At 50.2% G+C, this 19,311-nt stretch carries 17 protein-coding genes; 9 read left to right on the forward strand and 8 right to left on the reverse strand.

Features of this window, described 5'->3' with window-relative positions; translation table 11 throughout:
• Nucleotide 1 precedes the first annotated feature (1 nt).
• The 5 genes from hflK (at nucleotide 2) to ABUL11_RS05150 (ending at nucleotide 5,167) form a co-directional block, all read left to right on the forward strand.
• Nucleotides 2–1,192 (forward strand): FtsH protease activity modulator HflK, encoded by a 1,191-nt coding sequence (gene hflK, locus ABUL11_RS05130; protein ID WP_350282791.1) that lies wholly within the window; start codon nucleotides 2–4, stop codon nucleotides 1,190–1,192.
• Nucleotides 1,192–2,070, forward strand: coding sequence for a protease modulator HflC (hflC, locus tag ABUL11_RS05135; RefSeq protein ID WP_350282792.1), 879 nt, complete (start codon nucleotides 1,192–1,194; stop codon nucleotides 2,068–2,070). The genes hflK and hflC overlap by 1 nt, the downstream gene beginning before the upstream one ends.
• A gap of 134 nt (nucleotides 2,071–2,204) precedes the next feature.
• Nucleotides 2,205–2,390 carry a DUF2065 domain-containing protein gene (locus ABUL11_RS05140; RefSeq protein ID WP_350282793.1) on the forward strand — a complete coding sequence of 62 codons (186 nt, stop codon included), beginning with the start codon at nucleotides 2,205–2,207 and terminating at the stop codon, nucleotides 2,388–2,390.
• A gap of 75 nt (nucleotides 2,391–2,465) precedes the next feature.
• Nucleotides 2,466–3,641, forward strand: a complete 1,176-nt coding sequence (locus ABUL11_RS05145) for an ATP phosphoribosyltransferase regulatory subunit (RefSeq protein WP_350282794.1) — start codon at nucleotides 2,466–2,468, stop codon at nucleotides 3,639–3,641.
• A 227-nt stretch (nucleotides 3,642–3,868) separates the two neighbouring features.
• The gene (locus ABUL11_RS05150; RefSeq protein WP_350282795.1) at nucleotides 3,869–5,167 is read left to right on the forward strand and encodes an adenylosuccinate synthase; all 1,299 of its coding nucleotides are present in this window, start codon (nucleotides 3,869–3,871) and stop codon (nucleotides 5,165–5,167) included.
• A gap of 64 nt (nucleotides 5,168–5,231) precedes the next feature.
• On the opposite strand, the gene ABUL11_RS05155 is transcribed toward ABUL11_RS05150, so the two are convergent.
• The 3 genes from ABUL11_RS05155 to lon all read right to left on the reverse strand — a co-directional run bounded on the left by ABUL11_RS05155 (nucleotide 5,232) and on the right by lon (nucleotide 8,537).
• Nucleotides 5,232–5,555 (reverse strand): hypothetical protein, encoded by a 324-nt coding sequence (locus ABUL11_RS05155; protein WP_350282796.1) that lies wholly within the window; start codon nucleotides 5,553–5,555, stop codon nucleotides 5,232–5,234.
• Nucleotides 5,556–5,716: 161 nt separating this feature from the next.
• A complete protein-coding gene (locus ABUL11_RS05160; RefSeq protein WP_350282797.1) occupies nucleotides 5,717–6,001 on the reverse strand; it encodes a hypothetical protein in 285 nt (94 codons plus the stop codon).
• Nucleotides 6,002–6,179: 178 nt separating this feature from the next.
• Complete coding sequence (gene lon, locus ABUL11_RS05165) at nucleotides 6,180–8,537, reverse strand: endopeptidase La (protein WP_350282798.1); 2,358 nt, start codon at nucleotides 8,535–8,537, stop codon at nucleotides 6,180–6,182.
• 377 nt (nucleotides 8,538–8,914) lie between these two features.
• Between lon and ABUL11_RS05170 the strand changes: the two genes are divergently transcribed.
• Nucleotides 8,915–11,299, forward strand: a complete 2,385-nt coding sequence (locus ABUL11_RS05170) for a hypothetical protein (RefSeq protein ID WP_350282799.1) — start codon at nucleotides 8,915–8,917, stop codon at nucleotides 11,297–11,299.
• Nucleotides 11,300–11,588: 289 nt separating this feature from the next.
• Here the strand turns inward: ABUL11_RS05170 and ABUL11_RS05175 are convergent, their stop codons facing one another.
• On the reverse strand, nucleotides 11,589–11,993 hold the full coding sequence (locus ABUL11_RS05175) for a DoxX family protein (RefSeq protein WP_350282800.1): 405 nt from the start codon (nucleotides 11,991–11,993) through the stop codon (nucleotides 11,589–11,591).
• A 434-nt stretch (nucleotides 11,994–12,427) separates the two neighbouring features.
• Here ABUL11_RS05175 and ABUL11_RS05180 point away from each other — a divergent pair, with 434 nt between their 5' ends.
• On the forward strand, nucleotides 12,428–13,129 hold the full coding sequence (locus ABUL11_RS05180) for an arginine N-succinyltransferase (protein ID WP_350282801.1): 702 nt from the start codon (nucleotides 12,428–12,430) through the stop codon (nucleotides 13,127–13,129).
• A gap of 212 nt (nucleotides 13,130–13,341) precedes the next feature.
• On the opposite strand, the gene ABUL11_RS05185 is transcribed toward ABUL11_RS05180, so the two are convergent.
• Nucleotides 13,342–14,277, reverse strand: coding sequence for a cytochrome c (locus ABUL11_RS05185; protein ID WP_350282802.1), 936 nt, complete (start codon nucleotides 14,275–14,277; stop codon nucleotides 13,342–13,344).
• Nucleotides 14,278–14,328: 51 nt separating this feature from the next.
• Here ABUL11_RS05185 and ABUL11_RS05190 point away from each other — a divergent pair, with 51 nt between their 5' ends.
• Both ABUL11_RS05190 and ABUL11_RS05195 read left to right on the forward strand, forming a co-directional pair.
• Entirely contained in the window at nucleotides 14,329–15,510 is a 1,182-nt protein-coding gene (locus ABUL11_RS05190) for a BaiN/RdsA family NAD(P)/FAD-dependent oxidoreductase (protein ID WP_350282803.1), read from the forward strand.
• Nucleotides 15,511–15,743: 233 nt separating this feature from the next.
• Nucleotides 15,744–17,231 carry a helicase HerA-like domain-containing protein gene (locus ABUL11_RS05195; protein ID WP_350282804.1) on the forward strand — a complete coding sequence of 496 codons (1,488 nt, stop codon included), beginning with the start codon at nucleotides 15,744–15,746 and terminating at the stop codon, nucleotides 17,229–17,231.
• 154 nt (nucleotides 17,232–17,385) lie between these two features.
• Here the strand turns inward: ABUL11_RS05195 and ABUL11_RS05200 are convergent, their stop codons facing one another.
• From ABUL11_RS05200 to ABUL11_RS05210, 3 genes are all read right to left on the reverse strand, one after another.
• Entirely contained in the window at nucleotides 17,386–17,556 is a 171-nt protein-coding gene (locus tag ABUL11_RS05200; RefSeq protein WP_350282805.1) for an excalibur calcium-binding domain-containing protein, read from the reverse strand.
• A gap of 254 nt (nucleotides 17,557–17,810) precedes the next feature.
• On the reverse strand, nucleotides 17,811–18,425 hold the full coding sequence (locus ABUL11_RS05205; protein ID WP_350282806.1) for a DUF1294 domain-containing protein: 615 nt from the start codon (nucleotides 18,423–18,425) through the stop codon (nucleotides 17,811–17,813).
• 18 nt (nucleotides 18,426–18,443) lie between these two features.
• A partial coding sequence (locus ABUL11_RS05210) for a hypothetical protein (protein ID WP_350282807.1) occupies nucleotides 18,444–19,311 on the reverse strand: 868 nt, incomplete at its 5' end.

A 19,311-nucleotide genomic window follows, 5' to 3' on the forward strand; every position in this document is an offset into this window, starting at 1 on the left:
CATGGGCTTGAATGATCCGCAGTGGGGAAAAAGGAGAGGCAACTCAGGGCCTCCAGATCTTGAAGACATTATGCGTAACTTTAACCAGAAAATGAATGAGATTTTCGGGAAAAAGGGAGGGAATAACGATGATGGAAACTCTGATGGAGGAAGCCCTAATCTCCCTAGTGGCAAGGGTTTTGTGGCAATCGTCGTTTTGCTTGCCCTGGCATGGATAGGAAGTGGTTTTTATATTGTCGATGAAGGTCAGCGCGGTGTAGTACTGCGTTTCGGCAAGCATGTGGAAACGACCATGCCGGGATTGCGCTGGCATATTCCTTCACCTGTCGAAGCAGTCGAGTCTGTCAATATTGGTCAGGTGCGCACGGTAGAAATCGGTTATCGCAACAATGTTCGCAGTAAGGTACTCAAGGAATCGCTGATACTTACGGATGATGAGAATATTGTCGATATCCAGTTTGCCGTGCAATACATTTTGAACAGTCCTGAGAATTTCCTTTTTAACAATCGGGATCCGGAAAGCACTGTTTTGCAGGTGGCAGAAACAGCTATTCGGCAAGTTATTGGTACCAGTAAAATGGACTTTGTTCTGTACGAAGGGCGTGAAGAGGTAACAGCCAAGACGACCGAGTTGATGCAGCAAATTCTTGACCGTTATCAGATCGGTATTTCCATTAACCGGGTAACGATGCAGAATGCACAGCCTCCAGAACAGGTACAAGCCGCTTTTGATGATGCTGTCAAGGCAGGCCAGGATCGTGAACGACAAAGAAACGAGGGTCAGGCTTACGCAAATGATGTAATACCGAGAGCAAGAGGGGGGGCCGCACGTTTGCTGGAAGAATCTCAAGGGTATAAGCAAAGGGTGATTGCTGCCGCGGAGGGTGATGCCAGCCGTTTTGCGCAGGTTCTGGTGGAATATGCCAAGGCGCCCGAAGTCACACGAGAACGTATGTATTTCGATACGATTCAGCAGGTTTTGTCCAGTACCAGCAAAATCCTGATCGATCAGGAGAAAGGCGGAGGGAATCTGCTTTATCTGCCTCTGGACAAGCTGATTCAGGCTGATGCCAGTGCAACGAAATCTTCTGTTGCAGCGGCCAGAGCGCAGAGCGAATCCCAGGAATTTTCCTCAGATGCCGGCTCACGTTCGCGTGAGTCTTTTCGTAGTCGTGAACGGGAGATGAGATAATGAAAGCAGTTTCATCTGTATTTGGCGGACTTCTACTGGTGCTGGCAGTATTGGGTAGTTCTGCCGTCTATATTGTCGACGAACGGGAACAGGCATTGCTGTTCCAGCTGGGGGAAGTCGTGGGTGTCAAGACATCTCCGGGTGTTTACTTCAAGATACCTGTCGCTCAGAACGTTCGTTTTTTCGATTCTCGTATCCTGACAATGGATTCGGAGGAGCCTGAACGTTTCATCACATCGGAAAAGAAAAACGTTCTGGTGGATCTGTTCGTTAAATGGCGTATTGTGGATGTCAAACAATACTATGTCAGTGTTCGTGGAGATGAGGCGCTGGCACAGACTCGCCTTGCACAGACCATTAATTCCAGTATGCGTGATGAGTTCGGTAATCGGACTGTACATGATGTGGTTTCCGGCGAACGTGACAGGATCATGGAAATCATGCGGCAGAAAGCGAACGCAGATGCCAGAAAGATCGGTGTGGAAGTCGTGGATGTGCGACTCAAGCGCGTAGATCTGCCCCAGGAAGTCAGTGAGTCCGTTTATCGCAGGATGGAGGCGGAACGCAAACGGGTGGCAAATGAGTTGCGTTCGACAGGTGCCGCTGAAGCGGAGAAAATCCGTGCTGATGCTGATCGCCAGCAAGAAGTGATTCTGGCGGAAGCCTATAGCGAGGCTCAGAAAATCATGGGGGAGGGTGATGCTCAGGCAACAGCAGTTTATGCTGAAGCTTTCCAGAAAGATGCAAAGTTCTATGAGTTTTACCGGAGTCTGGAGGCATACCGAAAATCCTTTAAAAGCAAGGAAGATATTCTCGTCCTGGAACCCAACTCGGAATTTTTCAAATATATGAAAACTCCGTCAGAGTATAAAAAATAGAGAGTTGAACCTGATATGCTGCTCCTTAAACTGGATTTGAAAATTGAAAACCTTCCTTCTGAAAAACGTAGATTGGCGAGTATAAGGGAGCGCATATCAGGAAGTGTTTCGTCAATCGATATTCATAGCTGATTATGTGGGATACCTTTCTGCAAGCAATTGCCCTGATGCTCATACTGGAAGGTATCTTCCCTTTTTCATTTCCTGGTGCCTGGCGTGAGACTTTTCTCAAGCTCATGCAACTGGAAGATAGTCAGATAAGGTTCGTAGGCCTCAGCACCATGCTGGTCGGCCTGATCGTTCTCTTTCTGGTCAGCTAATATTGATCTTTCCTCTGATAACCTTGATTGCTCCTGCTATCGATCCGGTGTAACTCGTTCCGGTCAACGTTGAAAATGCGCAACTGGCTGCTTCCTGAATATATCGAAGATGTACTGCCGCGTGATGCTTATCGTATAGAGAAGATCCGCCGCCTCATCATGGATATGCTGTTTGTCCACGGATATCAGTTCGTCATGCCACCTCTGCTGGAGTATGTTGAATCTCTGCTGGCCGGGAGCGGAAGCGGTATGAATCTGCGCATGTTCAAGGTCGTCGATCAGCTCAGCGGCAGGATGATGGGATTGCGCGCGGATATGACACCGCAGGCAGCCCGGATCGATGCTCATTTACTGAATACCAGCGGCGTAATGCGGCTTTGTTACGCTAGCAGCGTCGTCCATACGGTACCGGATGAAATTACCCGCACACGGGAGCCATTCCAGGTGGGTGCTGAATTGTACGGACATTCCGGCATTGAAAGTGATCTTGAAATCCAGCGCCTGTTACTGGAATGCCTGTCAGTTTCGGGTATTCATATAATCCATCTTGATCTTGGCCATATCCGGGTTTTTCGCAGCCTGATTCGTGATTCAGGCATCAAGCCCGAGTTCGAAATGGAGCTGTATGCTGCATTGTGGGCCAAGGATATCAGTTCCCTGAAGGAGCTGATACGCACAGGCTTGAATAAACGTCTGACCAGGCCGGTGCAGCATGCGCTGCTGCTGTTACCGGAGCTGTATGGAGATGATACTGTACTTCTGAGTGCGCGTCAGCATTTGCCGGATTTTCCGGAAATCGGTGAGGCGCTGGATCAACTGGAATATGTTGCCCGAACACTGCAACCTTATGTCGATCGGATAACGTTTGATCTGGCCGATTTACGGGGTTATCACTATCATACAGGTATGGTTTTCGCCGCTTATACACCCGGGTGTCCTGCACCTGTCGCACTGGGAGGGCGCTATGATGAAATCGGAAAATCGTTTGGCAGAGCGAGGCCGGCAACCGGATTCAGTCTTGACTTGAAACAGTTGTCGCAGCTGACGGATATGAATGGCTATCCCCTGGGAATACTGGCACCATGGAAGCCGGAAGATGAGAAACTGACGGCAATGATTCGGCAACTACGTGCTGAAGGGCAAATTGTGGTGACTGAGCTGCCGGGAGAAGAGAGCCGGGAAGCGGCGGGGTGTGACAGGAAACTCGTTTTCCGTAATGGCAAGTGGGAGATTGATTCTGTCGCAGAATAAATGATGCCCTTGGAGCGGATGATTTCTCCTGAGGCGGTAGCTGAAACGGGGAAGTGGGAATCCTGATACCAATCAATCGGGTAAGAGTGTAAATGACCGGGTTTAGTCAACTATCTGTTTTAAAAGAAACAGACTGGCACTCAGCCCCTGAAATGAAGATGTTCATGCACCGCGCTGTTCACAGTACGGTGCTTTATTTTGGAATAATTTCGAGAGATCAATAGTGTATGGCCAGGAATGTCGTAGTCATCGGAACGCAGTGGGGAGATGAGGGTAAGGGCAAGATCGTCGACTGGCTGACGGATCGGGCCACAGGAGTCATCCGTTTCCAGGGGGGGCACAATGCCGGTCATACGCTGGTGGTAGGTGGTGAGAAAACCATATTGCATCTGATTCCTTCAGGAATTCTGCGTGAGAATGTGACTTGCTACATTGGTAACGGTGTGGTGCTGTCCCCCGGCGCCCTGCTGGAAGAAGTGGATATGCTGGAGCAGGCCGGAGTGGATGTATCCGGCAGGCTGCGTATCAGCGAAACCTGCCCCCTGATTCTGCCTTATCACATTGCTGTGGACGGCGCTCGTGAACTGGCGAAGGGGGTGGAGAAAATTGGTACGACCGGCAGGGGAATCGGCCCGGCGTACGAAGACAAGGTTGCACGGCGTGCAATACGTCTGCAGGATCTCTTTCGTTCTGAACGGCTTGCCTGCAAACTGAAAGAAGTGCTCGATTATCATAATTTCTTGCTGAAAAATTACTACCACGCTGCAACGGTTGACTATCACCAGATCCTGGATGATTGTCAGGTAAAGGCTGAAAGAATCCGACCGATGGTGGCGGATGTTCCCAAGTTGCTGTTTGAAGCCAGTCAGGCGGAAAACAACCTTCTGTTTGAGGGGGCGCAGGGCGCTTTGCTCGATATCGACCATGGCACCTATCCCTTCGTCACTTCCAGTAACTGTATCGCTGGTGCGGCTTCAGTGGGTAGTGGCGTCGGACCGCAGATGCTGCATTACGTGCTGGGAATCACCAAAGCTTATACCACCCGCGTGGGGGCAGGTCCTTTTCCTACTGAATTGTCGGATTCGATCGGAGAACACCTGGCACAGCGTGGCAATGAATTCGGTTCCACTACCGGGCGACCGCGCCGTTGTGGCTGGTTTGACGCGGTGGCTGCCAGGCGTTCTATTCAGATCAATGGAGTTTCGGGGCTGTGTATCACCAAACTTGATGTACTCGATGGGCTGGAAACATTGCGTATCGGCACAGGTTATAAATCAAAGCAGTCAGGCGAGATAGGTAACGCTTTGCCTTTTGGAGCGGATGATCTGGCTGCTGTGGAACCGGTTTATGAAGAACTGCCCGGCTGGCAGGAACACACGGCAGGAATCAGGAACTTCGGTCAACTGCCTCAGGCAGCACAAAACTATCTCAAACGTATGGAAGAAATCTGCCAGACGCCTATATCCATGATTTCAACTGGTCCTGATCGAACAGAAACGATTGTTTTTCACCACCCTTTCGGATAAATATGAGGTGAGGGGGACAACATTACGGTAGTGATGTCTGGAACTTCCACCTTGCTTCACCATTTTATCTTTTCTGATGCCACTTCTGATAAAGCTCCTCGGAATTGGTATTCCATTTTTTTCTGGCTGCCGACTGATTTTCTTCAGCTTTTTGTAGGGCCTGCTGTGCAGCCTGGAGTTCCTTTTCTGTTTCAGCTACCTTTTCCTGATAGTAACGCAAATTATCCTGCTTGGTCTGCACGTCCTTTCTGGCGCTGCTGAGCCGACTTTCAGTCTGCTTCATCTGTTCGTAGGCTTGACTGGTTCGCTGTTGCAGATCAGACAGATTTTCAGCCATGACTGAGGCAGAGGCCAGTAGTAATGATAAAGCTACCGTAAAGTATTTCATTTTTTCCTGTTCTTTCACGAGATGGAGTCTTTTTTCAGGATGGTGATACGGTCCTCATAAAAAATGAATGGTACATGGGTTTTGCCGGGCTGGAAATAATGATCTGGCTTGGCAGTTCGATTACAACTTTTGAGTGCGTGTAATGACGCGGATTGAGACGGTTATGACCTTGGCTTTTCTGCAAGGAGATAGCAGATTTTCTGCAGGTCGGCACGGATTGCAGCGGGTCTGCGTTTTAACCGCGAGGCAAGTACTTTCGAGTCGGTGGTCTCCAGGATGATGCTGGTTTCGAGCAGTTGAAGTAATGACGGCGAAAGGATTTTCCTGCTGTCAAAATCACTGATCAGGCGTGCGACGTGCATTTTTGCACGCCGCAACTGTCCGGTTTCGTACACATGCTGGCAGTGTTGCTCATGCTTGCGTGTAGTCTGTATTTCATTTCGCATAAAGCTTTCTCCTTTCATTGGTTAAAAATGCAAGGATAACGACTGCATCAGACAAATATATGACAGGTAATGAAAAATATCTGCCTGATGGTTCAACTGTAACCCAGATTTCATTAAATAGCCATGCGACAAATTGCCGCTACCGGCACAACCGGCTGGCAGCAGCTACATACAGCCCTCAAACGGATTCCAGACTGTCGGAGTTGCCTAGAGCTGCCTGAACGGCATCATCGGCAGTTTCCAGAAAAACGAACCGTATGGCAGCACGTGTTGCTTCCGGGACATCATGCAGATCTTTCTGGTTACGTGCCGGCAGCAGTACAGTTCGAATCCCGGCACGCTGTGCTGCCAGTATTTTTTCCTTGATGCCGCCAACCGGCAGAACCACTCCACGCAAGCTGATTTCACCGGTCATGGCTACGTCATGCCGTACTGGTCGGTTGGTAAACAGAGAAGTCAGTGCAATGAACATCGCCACGCCTGCGCTTGGCCCATCCTTGGGGATGGCGCCGGCAGGTACATGCAAATGTACGTCGATACCTTCGAATGCCGAGGCTGGAATGCGCAGATCCCCGGCACGCGCTTTTACCAATGTGAGCGCTGCTTGCGCGCTTTCTTTCATCACATCACCAAGTTGTCCGGTCAGGATCAGGCGGCCACTGCCATTGACGCGTGTGGCCTCGATGAACAGGATGTCACCTCCCACCGGTGTCCAGGCCAGGCCGGTGGCAACTCCTGGCAAATCGGTGTGAAGTGCCAGTTCATGTTCATATTTCTCCGGCCCCAGAATATCTTCCAGGTTTCGGGTATCGATTTGTACCTGTTGCTGTGCGCCTTGTGCGATTTGCAGGGCGGCGTGACGCATGATCCGGCCGATTTCGCGTTCAAACTGGCGTACACCGGCTTCACGGGTATAGTTGGCAATGATGCTCTGCAAAGCTGCCGGTGTCAGTATGCATTGATCCGCTTGCAGCCCGTTGGCTTCATTTTGCCGTTGCACCAGATAATGCAGCGCAATCTGCAGTTTTTCTTCCTGGGTGTAACCCGGTAGATCGATGATTTCCATGCGGTCACGTACTGGTGGTGAGACCTGATCGATGATATTAGCCGTGGCAATGAACACCACGCGGCTCAGATCGAATGGAACACCCAGATAGTTATCACGAAATGTTGAATTCTGTTCCGGATCAAGTACCTCCAGTAATGCAGCCGCTGGGTCGCCATGCGCACTGGCGGTCATTTTGTCGATTTCATCGAGCATCATTACACAGTTACGTGCACCGGCTTTGCGCAACCCCTGAATGATATTGCCCGGCATGGCACCAACGTAGGTGCGGCGGTGGCCGCGCATTTCTGCTTCATCATGTACGCCGCCTAACGATACTCTGACAAACGGGCGCTGCAATGCACGGGCAATACTTTGTCCAAGTGAAGTTTTTCCTACACCTGGCGGACCGACGAAGCAGAGAATCGGAGCACGCCCCTGCGGTTTTAGTTTCTGTACGGCGAGAAATTCAATAATGCGCTGCTTGATACGTTCCAACCCGAAATGATCGGCCTCGAGAATGGCGTGTGCGGCATCAAGGTCGATCGGTTTTTCTTCCGGCAGTTGCCACGGCAGTTCTGTCATCCATTCAAGGTAGGTATGCAGCATGGAAAATTCGCTCGATGCTGCGGGCATCCGCTGTAAGCGCTGCAATTCCTTGCGTGTTTGCTGTTCAGTATCTTCCGGCATGCCGGCAGCAGTGATGGCTTCCTCGAGCCTGACAACTTCCTGCTCATTTTCACCATCTTCACCGAGTTCTTTCTGGATGGCCTTCAGTTGTTCGCGCAGCAGAAACTTGCGCTCGCGATCTTCCATTTGTTCTTTGGTACGCTCGCCGATTTCCTGAGAGAGCCGTAAGACTTCGATGCGCCGCGTCAGGATCTGCAGCACGTTATGCAAGCGCTCTTCGATATCGATGGTTTCCAGCAGTTTCTGCTTCTCGGCTACTTCAGTATCGAGCAGGCTGGCAGTGATATCTGCCAGATCGGAGGGAGCACGTGTCGCCTGCAGTGCATGTGCCAGTTCAGCTGGCATACCAGGCAGCAGCGATACGATTTCCATTGCACGCTCGCGTAATTGCAATGTCAGTGCTTCCACTCGTGTGGTATCCGGTGTGGTTTCCGGTAGACGCTGGATTCGTGCGGCGAGAAAAGGGTAGCCTTCAACCAGCGCTTCGATACGAAATCGCTCAATTCCCAGACAGACAGCATGATGTGTTCCATCTTCGGAGGTGATATGGCGCACGACATTGGCAATGGTTCCGATCTGGCAAAGTGAATCCAGTCCGGGTTCATCGACGGAAGGATCTTTCTGCAGTACGATGCCAACAGGTATTTTTGACTGCAAGGTATGCTGAATCGCTGCAATCGACCGTGTACGGCCGACAGCAACAGGCATGATCACATGTGGGAACAGTACGACATTGCGCATCGGTACCAGGGCGATGACATCGGCGGGCAATTCAGGCAAGGTGGAGGGATATTGTTCCATGGCGCTTATTCTCAGGAATTATTCACTAACACTAATATTGAGCGCTTTGATGGAAATTCAAGGGAATAACCGGGCAGCAGGGATAAGTTTGCCGGTTCGTACCAGATGGTGTGGGCGATAGGCAGTGAATATTACTACAGGCTCTGTATATTGCTTCATCAATACCATGCACCGTTTCGATTCTTTCCTGCTCTCAAAATTTTGCATGGTATGAAAAATATCACTGATGAAATCCACCATGATGTGGTAAAACCAAAACTGGTAAATTCTCACCAGTCCAACCCTGATCAGTGAACAGCTCGCAGCTGTTTCATCGTATGACAGGATCTCTCTCCATACGACATCCAGACAATTTGATTTACACAAGAGGAAAAATAATGAATACAGTTCATAAGTGGCGTTTTTTCAGATCAGGTGGTTTTGATCAGGTACGTCTGGAAACAGGAGCAGATATTAAATTTCTTGGGACACTTGATCCCAAGCTGTGGGCTGCACTTAGTTGTCCGACGAGTAATCTGGAATTCGATGGCAAGACGCTTGAATTCATTGATACAGATCGTGACGGCCATATCCGTGTCCCGGAAATCATTGCTGCGGTTGAATGGGTGTCTTCTGTTCTGAAAGACCCGGGGGATCTCACTTCTGGAGCAGAAGCACTGCAACTGAGTGCGATCGATGACAGCACTTCGGAAGGTGCTGCGCTTCTGGCATCAGCCAGACAGATTCTGCTTAATATCGGTAAAAAAGATGAAGAAGTAATTACGGTTGAAGATACGGCTGATCTCAACAAAATTTTTGCCAGTACCAAATTCAATGGTGACGGTATCATTCCGGCCACTGCTGCCAGTGATGCTGAAACTCAAGCTGTCATCGAAGATGTGATGAAATGTGTCGGATCGGTACAGGATCGATCCGGTTTGCCAGGGGTTTCCGCAGAACTGATCGAACAATTTTTTACTGAAGCGAAAGCGTACTCGGAATGGTGGCAGGATGCAGAACGAGATGCTGACAGCATATTACCGCTGGGAGAAAATACTGAAGCCGCAAAGGCAGCTTTTGATGCCGTCAAAGCAAAAATAGATGATTACTTTACCCGTTGTAAGCTGGCTGAATTTGACCAGAAAGCAGGTGATCCGCTGAACCCGGCATTATCGGATTATGAAGCGCTCACCAATACGGATCTCTCTCGAACGACCGAACAACTTGCCACATTACCGCTCGCAAAAATTGAAGCCAAAAAGCCGCTTCCGCTCAATGAAGGCATCAATCCGGCCTGGAGCGACGCAATCGATGCGCTGAAACAACAGGTTATTCAACCTCTCTTGGCAGATAAAGAACAGTTGAGTGCGGATGAATGGCAGGCGCTTTGTGACAGATTTACTGCCCATCAGGCCTGGCTGGATGCCAAACAGGGCGCGGTGGTCGAACTTCTTGGAATCGGGCGAATTCGTTCGATTCTGGCGGGAAGGTATCAGGATGAGATCAGTGCATTATTGCAGAAAGACCAGTCGCTTGCCAGCGCATCCGATGCGATCGATTCAGTTGAAAAACTGATTCGTTATCAGCGAAATCTTTTTCAGCTCCTGAATAATTTCGTTTCGTTTCGTGATTTTTATACTGTACAGAATAAGGCGATTTTTCAGGCGGGTTCACTTTACCTGGATGGCCGTAATTGTGATTTCTGCCTGCGTGTCGATGATATCGAGAAGCACAGCAGCATGGCCGGTTTGAGTGGCATCTATCTGGCCTACTGCGAGTGTCAGCGCAGGGGTGGCAGCGAAAAAATGAATATCGCGGCTGCGTTTACGAATGGTGATGCAGATAATCTGATGGTTGGCCGGAACGGTATTTTCTATGATCGAAAAGGGCAGGACTGGGATGCCACTATCATCAAGATCATCGAGCATCCTATCAGCGTACGCCAGGCCTTCTGGTATCCGTACAAGCGCATCGGCAAGATGATCGGTGAACAGGTCGAGAAAATGGCCAGTGCGCGTGAGAAATTGGTACAGGATCAGGCGGCAGCAGGGGTTGCAGATATTTCACAAAAGGCGGAAGCAGGTAAACCACCCGCGGCGGCACCCTTCGATGTAGGTAAGTTTGCAGGGATTTTTGCTGCGATCGGTCTTGCAATTGGTGCAATCGGTACCGCGATTGCGTCGGTTGTAACTGGCTTCATGGGTCTGGTCTGGTGGCAAATGCCACTTACGATTCTCGGCCTGATTCTTGTGATATCCGGTCCTTCCGTACTGATTGCTTTTCTCAAGCTCAGAAAACGTAATCTGGCACCTTTACTCGATGGGAGCGGCTGGGCAGTCAATACGCGAGCAATCATCAATATTCCGTTTGGCATCTCGCTGACTCAAATGGCGGCTTTGCCTGCTGGCGCGCAACGTTCCCTAACTGACCCTTATGCAGAGAAAAAACGGCCCTGGAAATCTTATCTTTTCATTCTGCTCCTGCTGGGAAGTATTGCTTATCTTTTTCACGGTGGCTACCTCAATCAGGGTACGATCGACACGTTGAAAAAGCATTTTCTGTCGGATAAAGCAGAAACCAGCACAGAAGGAGCAAGTACGGTACAGGAAATTCCCTCTCCCTCTCCAGAAACGGAGGAAGCGGCTGACAGTCAGAAAACCGAGGCTGACAAGTCTTTTCACCCTGGGGTAGAGGAGGAGATGAAGAATGAATCAGCAATTTCTCCCGAGCCGGTATTGACTGTCCCGGCACCCAAACCACTTCCGCCTCCCCAGAACCGCTGAGAGCTGTTTATATAAAATGAATAGGAATCCAGGGAGGGAAGTACTGCGATAAAAACTAATGTAGCCGCCGCAAATAGTGGGGTGGATTAGCTATAGGAACCCGATGTGTTCAAAGTCCAAGCTTATTTCAATATTGTAAGCCATTATGAACATATGGCGCGTCGGCAACATCGTTGCCGACGATGGCTCCAATTATTACGGTGACACAAACCGGCATCCGGTAAGCAGTCATTTGTACACGCTGATTGAATCTTGGTGTACCTATAGCTATTGTTAATTTTTCAAGTATTTAATCAGGTTTAATGGCAAATCTGCCGCTTCCGAGGAAGAATACCGCAAGCCCTGTAAGCAAAAAGAAAATCTGTAATTCCAACGCATATCCACCATGGTCAGTGAATGTAAATAATTCATCGCGATGTGCCAGCGCTATTGCGAATATGGTATTGCCAAAAATGAGCAAACCACCAATCCGGGAGAATATTCCCAGTATGACCATCAGTGGTGCAACGACTTCTCCCAGATAAACCCCGTAAGCCAGTATCTGGGGTAGATTTACGTTAGCCAGGAGTGTGCTGATAAAATCAAGAGAGCCCGGGTTAAGTATTTTATATACGCCATGAAAGAGTATGAGTATGCCTACCGTAAGGCGCAGAGTTAATTTACCCAATGCATCATTTTGAAATGGAAGATTCATTTCAGTTTTTCTCCTTTAGCCGTGTGGATTGAGAATATTAATATCAATTGTTGATGTGTATTAATTATAGAGTTCGTTACTATTTGATGGGAAATAGCTTCGATTTCAACACTGTAAATTTATTTGTTTCTTTCAAATATATGCGAACAAGAATTATACGCATTTGCTGACATCAGAATTGGAATAAGTAAAATTTTTTTGTGATTTTCTGCAGAGTCGTCGACCGATTATGATTATGGTATAAACGGTCGATTTTCCCGTGTATGTAGAGTTCATTCAGGATTTGACCTTGATGCTCTCATTGACAAGAGACTATCCAGAATTCGGGCCAAAAAATACAAAAATATTTTCCAGTTTGGATTCATTTGAATAGTAGCATACGGGTTTATGGAGCAGAAGCTATAATTTTTGCGAGATAACTTGGGCAGACAAAGATGAATTCAACTGGAAATACGAGTAATAACGCTCATTTGCACTGGTCACATGTGCTGCTGATCGTTCTGGCTACGATCGTGCTGACTGTGGCTGGTACTTACTGGGTGCTCACAACCTATGTTTTTGTTTCATCTTTTGAGCCGGTTGTTTTGAGCACGAAGGAAGAAAAGACGCTGGAGCAGAAACTTCGGACGATCGGTTACGATTTTTCATTTTCATCACCGATAGCAAAGCGGAATGACGATCTCCAAGGTGAAATCGACAAGGAAGGTTTTCTGAAACCTCAAGCGTATTCTGAGCAGGGTGCAAAACGTGAAGTCAGCTTTACCGAGCGGGAGATCAATGCATTGCTGGCTAAAAATACCGATCTTGCACAAAAACTGGCGATCGATTTTGCCGATGAGCTGGTGAGCGCACGCCTGCTCCTTCCGCTCGAGGAGGATTTTCCGGTGCTGGGCGGGAAAACGCTGCGCCTGAACGCCGGTCTCGGTATGGCTTATCGCAACGATAAGCCCGTCATTATCCTCAAGGGTGTCAGTATCATGGGAGTTCCCGTTCCTAATGCGTGGCTGGGTGGATTGAAGAATATCGACTTGGTCAGTGAATTTGGCATGGATCCCGGTTTCTGGAAATCTTTCTCCGAGGGCGTTGAACACATCCAGGTGACGGATGGCAAAATTGATATCCGGTTAAAAGAGTGATTTCCGGATGCGCTTCCGGTTACGGAAGAAATGGCCGGATCAAGTTTATCGGGAGGCGGTAAGGATTTCCCGTGTTGTTTATGGCTTTCTTCAGGCTGCTGTGATTATGGTTTAGGAATCTCTGAAAAATGTTAGCGAGGCAGTCAGTTCAAGGCAAAAGTCGGTTAGAAAGCGGAGTTTATACGTAATAAATGAGAATTTTGAGCCGACTTTTAACGCAGAAATGGCAACGCAGGTAGTTTTTCAGAAGTTTCTTTACTGTTTCCTGCAGGCCGCATGCGCTTCACATCCCTCATGGCTGTCAGATAGGCAATGATTTCCGCTATGACCTTTTCCCGTTCCGGTATTGCGGCAGCCAGAGCTGGCATGGTGGTGTTGTAACGCAGACTGGCCGGATTATCTATCCATTGCTTCAGATATCCGGGTTTGAAGTATTCGGTCACGCTGACCGGGTAATTCAGTTCGGGTGCTTTGCCACCTCCCTGACCATTGATCGTATGGCATGCCATGCAGTATTTGCGAAAATACAGAAATCCCCGCCTGGTTTCCGCAGATTCACCCGCTGGTGGAAACATTCCCGGAAAACGTGCTGCAAAAGAAACCAGCTCAATACGGGCAATCTGATAAGGCATATCGGAAGCGCCTTCATCGAGCAAGGCGGGAGATTTCAGGTTATCCCATATCAGGTAAGCTGGTTCCAGCGCGACAACTTCATGATTCTGGAGCGCGTTACTGAGTGTAAAGGGTTTGTTGTCCGCGCTGGCAACGGCGAGATAAGCATCGTAAGTGAGGAATTTCGCAACCGGAATACTGGGCTGGTAGCCATCCTGGCAGGTGAAGATGATTTCATCCGCTGTTCGCCAGCTTGGACTGAACATCTGGTCAAAAACTAATTGTGCTGGATAAACTTTGTATTGCCGCTCCCTGCCTTCGTGTACTTCAAAAACTTTCAAGGTTTTCTGTTGGGCGAGGGTATTCAGTTCTGCTGGCTTCAGAGATCTGATGAGTCCATCCGGATTCTTGAATTCGATCAATGTTTCAACTACATTGGCTTGTGCATAAGCCGGATGGGTAAAGGCAATTAACAGCAATACACCCGGTATTAAGCGTGTGAAGTAGAGCGTGATGGTGCGAAAGCATTTATTCATTGTTCAATTTTCTTTGAATCGACAGGGAATCGGTCTTAACTATTTTTATATATGACTCATTCCTTTGATGTAATCATCATCGGTGCGGGTGCGGCCGGATTGATGTGTGCGATCGACGCGGGCAAGCGTGGGCGCAGGGTGTGGCTGATCGACCATAGCACCAAAATCGCCGAGAAGATCCGCATTTCCGGCGGCGGGCGCTGCAATTTTACCAATCTGCATACCCAACCCCAGTGTTACCTCTCTCAGAATCCGCATTTCTGTAAATCGGCACTCAGGCGCTATACACCGCAGGATTTCATTGCGCTGGTACGCAAGCATGGCATCGCTTTTCATGAAAAGAAGCTGGGGCAGTTGTTTTGTGATGATTCTGCCAAACAGATCATCGCCATGCTGTTGGCGGAAGCGCGCGAAGCAGGCGTGAAACTGGAAAACCCGGTGCAGGTGCATGCCATCGAAACCGTGGCAGGCGGTTATCGACTCAAAACCAGCCGGGGCGAGCAGATTTGTGCTTCGCTGGTGATTGCGACGGGTGGTCTTTCGATTCCCAAGATCGGCGCGACTCCTTTTGGTTATGAGGTTGCCAGACAATTCGGGCTGAATATTATTCAGCCGCGCGCGGCGCTGGTGCCACTGGTGTTCGATGGTGCATTGCTGGCGCGCTGTCAGGCATTGAGCGGGCTTTCAGTCGAGGCGGATGTGCGTTTCAGGAAACAGGTTTTTGCCGAAGGATTACTTTTTACCCATCGGGGATTGAGCGGCCCTTCCATTTTACAAATCTCGTCGTATTGGGAAGAAGGAGAGCCGATTGTGATCAATCTGGCACCCGGTACGGATGTGCTTGCGTTTTTGAAAGAACAAAAACAAAGCCAGCCCAGGCTGTATATCAACAACGCACTGGCGGAAATCCTGCCCAGACGGCTTGCCCAAAGCATTTGCGATGAACGGAACGACAGCGGCCCATTGGCCAATTTATCTGATACCCGGCTCGCGGCGCTGGCTAGTGCTGTCAACGCCTGGTATGTCAAACCGGTTGGCACTGAAGGTTACCGGACGGCCGAAGTGACACGGGGCGGGGTAGATACCCGTGAATTATCTTCGCAGACAATGGAGGCGAACAAACAGCCTAGCTTGTTCTTTATCGGTGAAGTGGTGGATGTTACCGGCCACCTGGGCGGCTTCAACTTCCAGTGGGCCTGGTCCTCGGGCTACGTGGCCGGGCAGTATGTATAGTTTGTCTTGTTACTGTCATGCCGGTATGATAAACCGGCCATGCCCCATATGTTGCATCCTTTATTTACCATGTATTTGCTGCAAGCCGGGTATGACATTCGCACCATACAGGAGTTGTCGGGGTACGAGAATGTGACGCCACCAGGATCTACATCATGTATTGAATAGAGGCGAGCGCGGTGTGGCCGAGCCCGTGTAACTTGAATTTGAGTAACTACCTCAGGAACTCTCTTATGACCAACCCTCTCCTCATCGCCAAATCCGGCAACACCGAACTGGCCATCCTGCCGAGCATGGCCAATCGCCACGGGCTGATTGCCGGGGCAACCGGCACGGGCAAGACCATCACGCTGCAAAGTCTGGCAGAGCAATTTTCACGTGCCGGGGTACCGGTGTTCATGGCGGATGTGAAAGGTGATCTTTCCGGTATGTCCCAGCCGGGTGGGGGTAATGCCAGGGTGGAAGCGCGTGTGGCGGAGCTGGGATTGAAGGGCTTTGGCTACGCAGCCTGCCCGGTGGTGTTCTGGGATGTATTTGGCCAGAAGGGGCACCCGGTGCGAGCGACGGTATCCGACATGGGGCCGCTGCTGCTGGCACGCATGCTGAATCTGAACGATACCCAGAGCGGGGTGCTGACGGCGATATTCCGTATTGCCGATGACAATGGCTGGCTGTTGCTGGATCTGAAGGATCTGCGTGCGATGTTGCAGCATGCGGCGGAGAACGCCAGCAGCTACAGTGCGAAATACGGCAATATTTCTACCGCCAGCGTTGGTGCTATCCAGCGCAGATTGTTGCAACTGGAGCATGAGGGCGGTGACCAGCTGTTTGGCGAGCCTGCGCTCAATTTCGATGATCTGATGCAGACTGCCGAAGATGGACGCGGTGTAATCAATATCCTGGCGGCAGAAATGCTTTATAACTCACCACGTGCTTATGCCACGCTGCTTTTGTGGCTGCTTTCTGAGCTGTTCGAGAATCTTCCCGAAGTGGGCGATGTGGAAAAACCCCGGCTGGTATTCTTTTTTGACGAAGCGCATCTGTTGTTCAACGATGCACCCGCCGCGTTGTTGTCCAGAATTGAGCAGGTGGTGAGGCTGATCCGCTCCAAGGGTGTTGGCGTGTATTTTGTCAGCCAGAACCCGCTGGATATTCCGGATGCAGTATTGGGACAACTGGGCAATCGTGTTCAGCATGCCCTGCGCGCCTTTACGCCACGTGACCAGAAGGCGGTACGGGCGGCAGCCGAGACCTTTCGCCCCAATCCGCAAATCAATGTGGAGGGGGCCATTACCGAGATGGGCGTGGGCGAGGCGCTGATTTCCCTACTGGATGAAAAGGGACGTCCTCACCCCGTGGAGCGCGGCCTGATCGTGCCGCCGGGCAGCCGAGTGGGGCCGGCCACCGAGGCCGAGCGCCAGCAGGTCATTCGCAGCTCCCTGCTGTACGGGCATTATGAACAGCTGGTGGATCGGGAATCGGCTTATGAAATCCTCAAGGCGCGTGCCGCAATATCGCCGGAACAAGCATCGGCTGAGGTCGATCGCGGCTTTAACTGGGGTGAATTGCTGGGAGGCAGCACCGGACCACGCGGCGGACGACGCGAGGGTATCATGGAGGTGATAGCCAGGAGCACGGCGCGTACCATTGGTTCCCAGCTTGGGCGCCAGGTGATCCGTGGCGTGCTGGGTTCCATTTTTGGTGGCGGACGACGGCGCTGAACCGGGCGAGAGTGTCATAAAAAAGGCTGCAGGATCTGCAGCCTTCGTGGTGTTTACACTTGTCAGAAATAAAGTGGGTGTTCTTTTGTTCTTCGAGAGGCTTACGCGCCAGAAGTAATGCTGTGCCACATAACGTCTGAGAGAAGGTGATGTGTCAGAACCTGCGCCTACGACTACGATGGTTATTCTCGCTGTCGTCGCTACCAGAAGAACACCACTGGGATTCACAAGGAATTCCATCTCCATCACCATCCATTTTTGTGCTGGGGCAATTTTTGAGAAAGTATGTGGCCTCTACGCATGATGTCATTTGCGAGCAATGCATTCTTCCGTCGCAGCGGAATGAACTAGATGATACTTCTGATCGTGTACTGATCGGTTTTGGCTGTGTGCTGATTGGTTCAAAGTAACTTTTCACCGCAAAGACCTGGTTGTATTGGTGTTGTTTGTACCAATTGTTCCCATATCAACCGGCACCAGCAATTACGGCGATGATGAGTAGATTTTTCATGGTTCCCATCTTCTAATGTCCGAATTCACCAGCTTTGCGCGGGGTTATGCGCAAATGAATTGTTAGCCTCATACGGTACCTAGCAAAGAGTTAAGGGTTCTTGTACCTGAAGGCGACAACAACCAGCCGAGTGCTCCGCAGTTGAGTATAACAGTAGCCCAGAACGTGGTTTGGAACGATGCTTTGGCTGACTTGTGCCGAAGTAGTCGCTGTGCGGCCAGAGCACCGGGCCAACCACCGAGAAGGGCGAATAAATGTAATGTACTTTCTTGGGTTGGCCATTGATTCCGTAAGGCTGCGGATTTGTCGAATGCGTAGGCGGAGAAAGCAACGATACTTGTAATGATGTAAAGCGCGAGGACAGTACTGGGAAGCCGGCCGGTGACGACAACACCAACGACAAAGACCAAGAAACAAACAGCGAATAGTGGGGGAAGGCTGCTGCGGCCCGGAGCCTTAGGCGGTGTGGGCCGTTCGCCAACAAACGCGACAGCTTTCGCTTGGGAGCGACCTTTACCATCGACCGTGAGTTCATAGGTGACGAGTTCGTTTCCTTCTGGCCGGCGCTGCCGGCTGGAAAACGAGTTGATATGTACAAAGACTTGTTCTCCACCACCGTTGGGTGTGACGAAGCCAAAGCCTTTGTCATCCTTCCATGCGGTAATTCGGCCTTGATAACGCATATCGATTTGACGAGAAGGTTAACGCTCCGCTGCAACCGGTTGTTGGGCAGCAACATAGGACAGCCCTGCAATTTCGAATTTGCGCCGTAAAGATTTCGGAAGCCAGGAGACAGCTTTGTCAAGAAAGACCATTAATTGTTCTCGGGAAATGCACTCGATGTTGCTCCCACCAACGCCAGAATAGATGTCGTTGGTCTGAAACAAGAATACTTTATGCGGGAAGGGCGCATAATCATCCCTATTAAGCGGTGTGTTTCCCGTTTTCACTTGAACTCCTGCCACTTGACCATCCTGCGGATTGACACACAGATACTCGAAGGTCATCGAGTCACCCTTCCGCCAATGTGGCACGACGTACCAGCCTATCGTTTGAAGATAAAGAAACACCACGTCCTCAGTTTCCTCGGCGTCGAGCATCATGAAAGCGTCCAAGCACTTAGCTTTGTTGATCTCGTAGATATCCTGACCATTTAAGGTGTTCCATAGATAGCGCGAGTATTCGTATGCTTTATCATCCGTAATCTTTTGAATGGTGCGCGAGGCCCTAAAGCACGCAACGATCTTGCCCGGAACCCCATCCGTGTCGACTCGCTTAAGCTCGCAACGAAAGATGTTCGCGATATCAATGTCGAGCCGTCGGGCCTCTTCCGTTGCCCAGTATTCCCACCTAGACAGGACACGAGCAAGATAGTAGTTCCCGAACGGGTCACGCGTCCACACGAGGTCGCCAGGATCGATCCAATCGTGAATATACTTGCAGACAGCGAGGTTCCCGTGTTCATGAGAAGCCTCTTGGTAATACTCATCCCAGTCACGCGTATTTCGACCGGAGTGAATCGCCCCGGGTTTTGAGGAGGCTCCAACTTTTGAGAGAATGGAGTCATGA

Source organism: Nitrosomonas sp. (assembly GCF_040256045.1).
Lineage (GTDB): Bacteria > Pseudomonadota > Gammaproteobacteria > Burkholderiales > Nitrosomonadaceae > Nitrosomonas.

Excerpts from the sequence above, each read along its gene's own strand:
- hflK (WP_350282791.1), top strand. The coding sequence starts at position 2 with ATGGGCTTGAATGATCCGCAGTGGGGAAAAAGGAGAGGCAACTCAGGG.
- hflC (WP_350282792.1), top strand. The coding sequence starts at position 1,192 with ATGAAAGCAGTTTCATCTGTATTTGGCGGACTTCTACTGGTGCTGGCA.
- ABUL11_RS05140 (WP_350282793.1), top strand. The coding sequence starts at position 2,205 with ATGTGGGATACCTTTCTGCAAGCAATTGCCCTGATGCTCATACTGGAA.
- ABUL11_RS05145 (WP_350282794.1), top strand. The coding sequence starts at position 2,466 with ATGCGCAACTGGCTGCTTCCTGAATATATCGAAGATGTACTGCCGCGT.
- ABUL11_RS05150 (WP_350282795.1), top strand. The coding sequence starts at position 3,869 with ATGGCCAGGAATGTCGTAGTCATCGGAACGCAGTGGGGAGATGAGGGT.
- ABUL11_RS05155 (WP_350282796.1), bottom strand. The coding sequence starts at position 5,555 with ATGAAATACTTTACGGTAGCTTTATCATTACTACTGGCCTCTGCCTCA.
- ABUL11_RS05160 (WP_350282797.1), bottom strand. The coding sequence starts at position 6,001 with ATGCGAAATGAAATACAGACTACACGCAAGCATGAGCAACACTGCCAG.
- lon (WP_350282798.1), bottom strand. The coding sequence starts at position 8,537 with ATGGAACAATATCCCTCCACCTTGCCTGAATTGCCCGCCGATGTCATC.
- ABUL11_RS05170 (WP_350282799.1), top strand. The coding sequence starts at position 8,915 with ATGAATACAGTTCATAAGTGGCGTTTTTTCAGATCAGGTGGTTTTGAT.
- ABUL11_RS05175 (WP_350282800.1), bottom strand. The coding sequence starts at position 11,993 with ATGAATCTTCCATTTCAAAATGATGCATTGGGTAAATTAACTCTGCGC.
- ABUL11_RS05180 (WP_350282801.1), top strand. The coding sequence starts at position 12,428 with ATGAATTCAACTGGAAATACGAGTAATAACGCTCATTTGCACTGGTCA.
- ABUL11_RS05185 (WP_350282802.1), bottom strand. The coding sequence starts at position 14,277 with ATGAATAAATGCTTTCGCACCATCACGCTCTACTTCACACGCTTAATA.
- ABUL11_RS05190 (WP_350282803.1), top strand. The coding sequence starts at position 14,329 with ATGACTCATTCCTTTGATGTAATCATCATCGGTGCGGGTGCGGCCGGA.
- ABUL11_RS05195 (WP_350282804.1), top strand. The coding sequence starts at position 15,744 with ATGACCAACCCTCTCCTCATCGCCAAATCCGGCAACACCGAACTGGCC.
- ABUL11_RS05200 (WP_350282805.1), bottom strand. The coding sequence starts at position 17,556 with ATGCATTGCTCGCAAATGACATCATGCGTAGAGGCCACATACTTTCTC.
- ABUL11_RS05205 (WP_350282806.1), bottom strand. The coding sequence starts at position 18,425 with ATGCGTTATCAAGGCCGAATTACCGCATGGAAGGATGACAAAGGCTTT.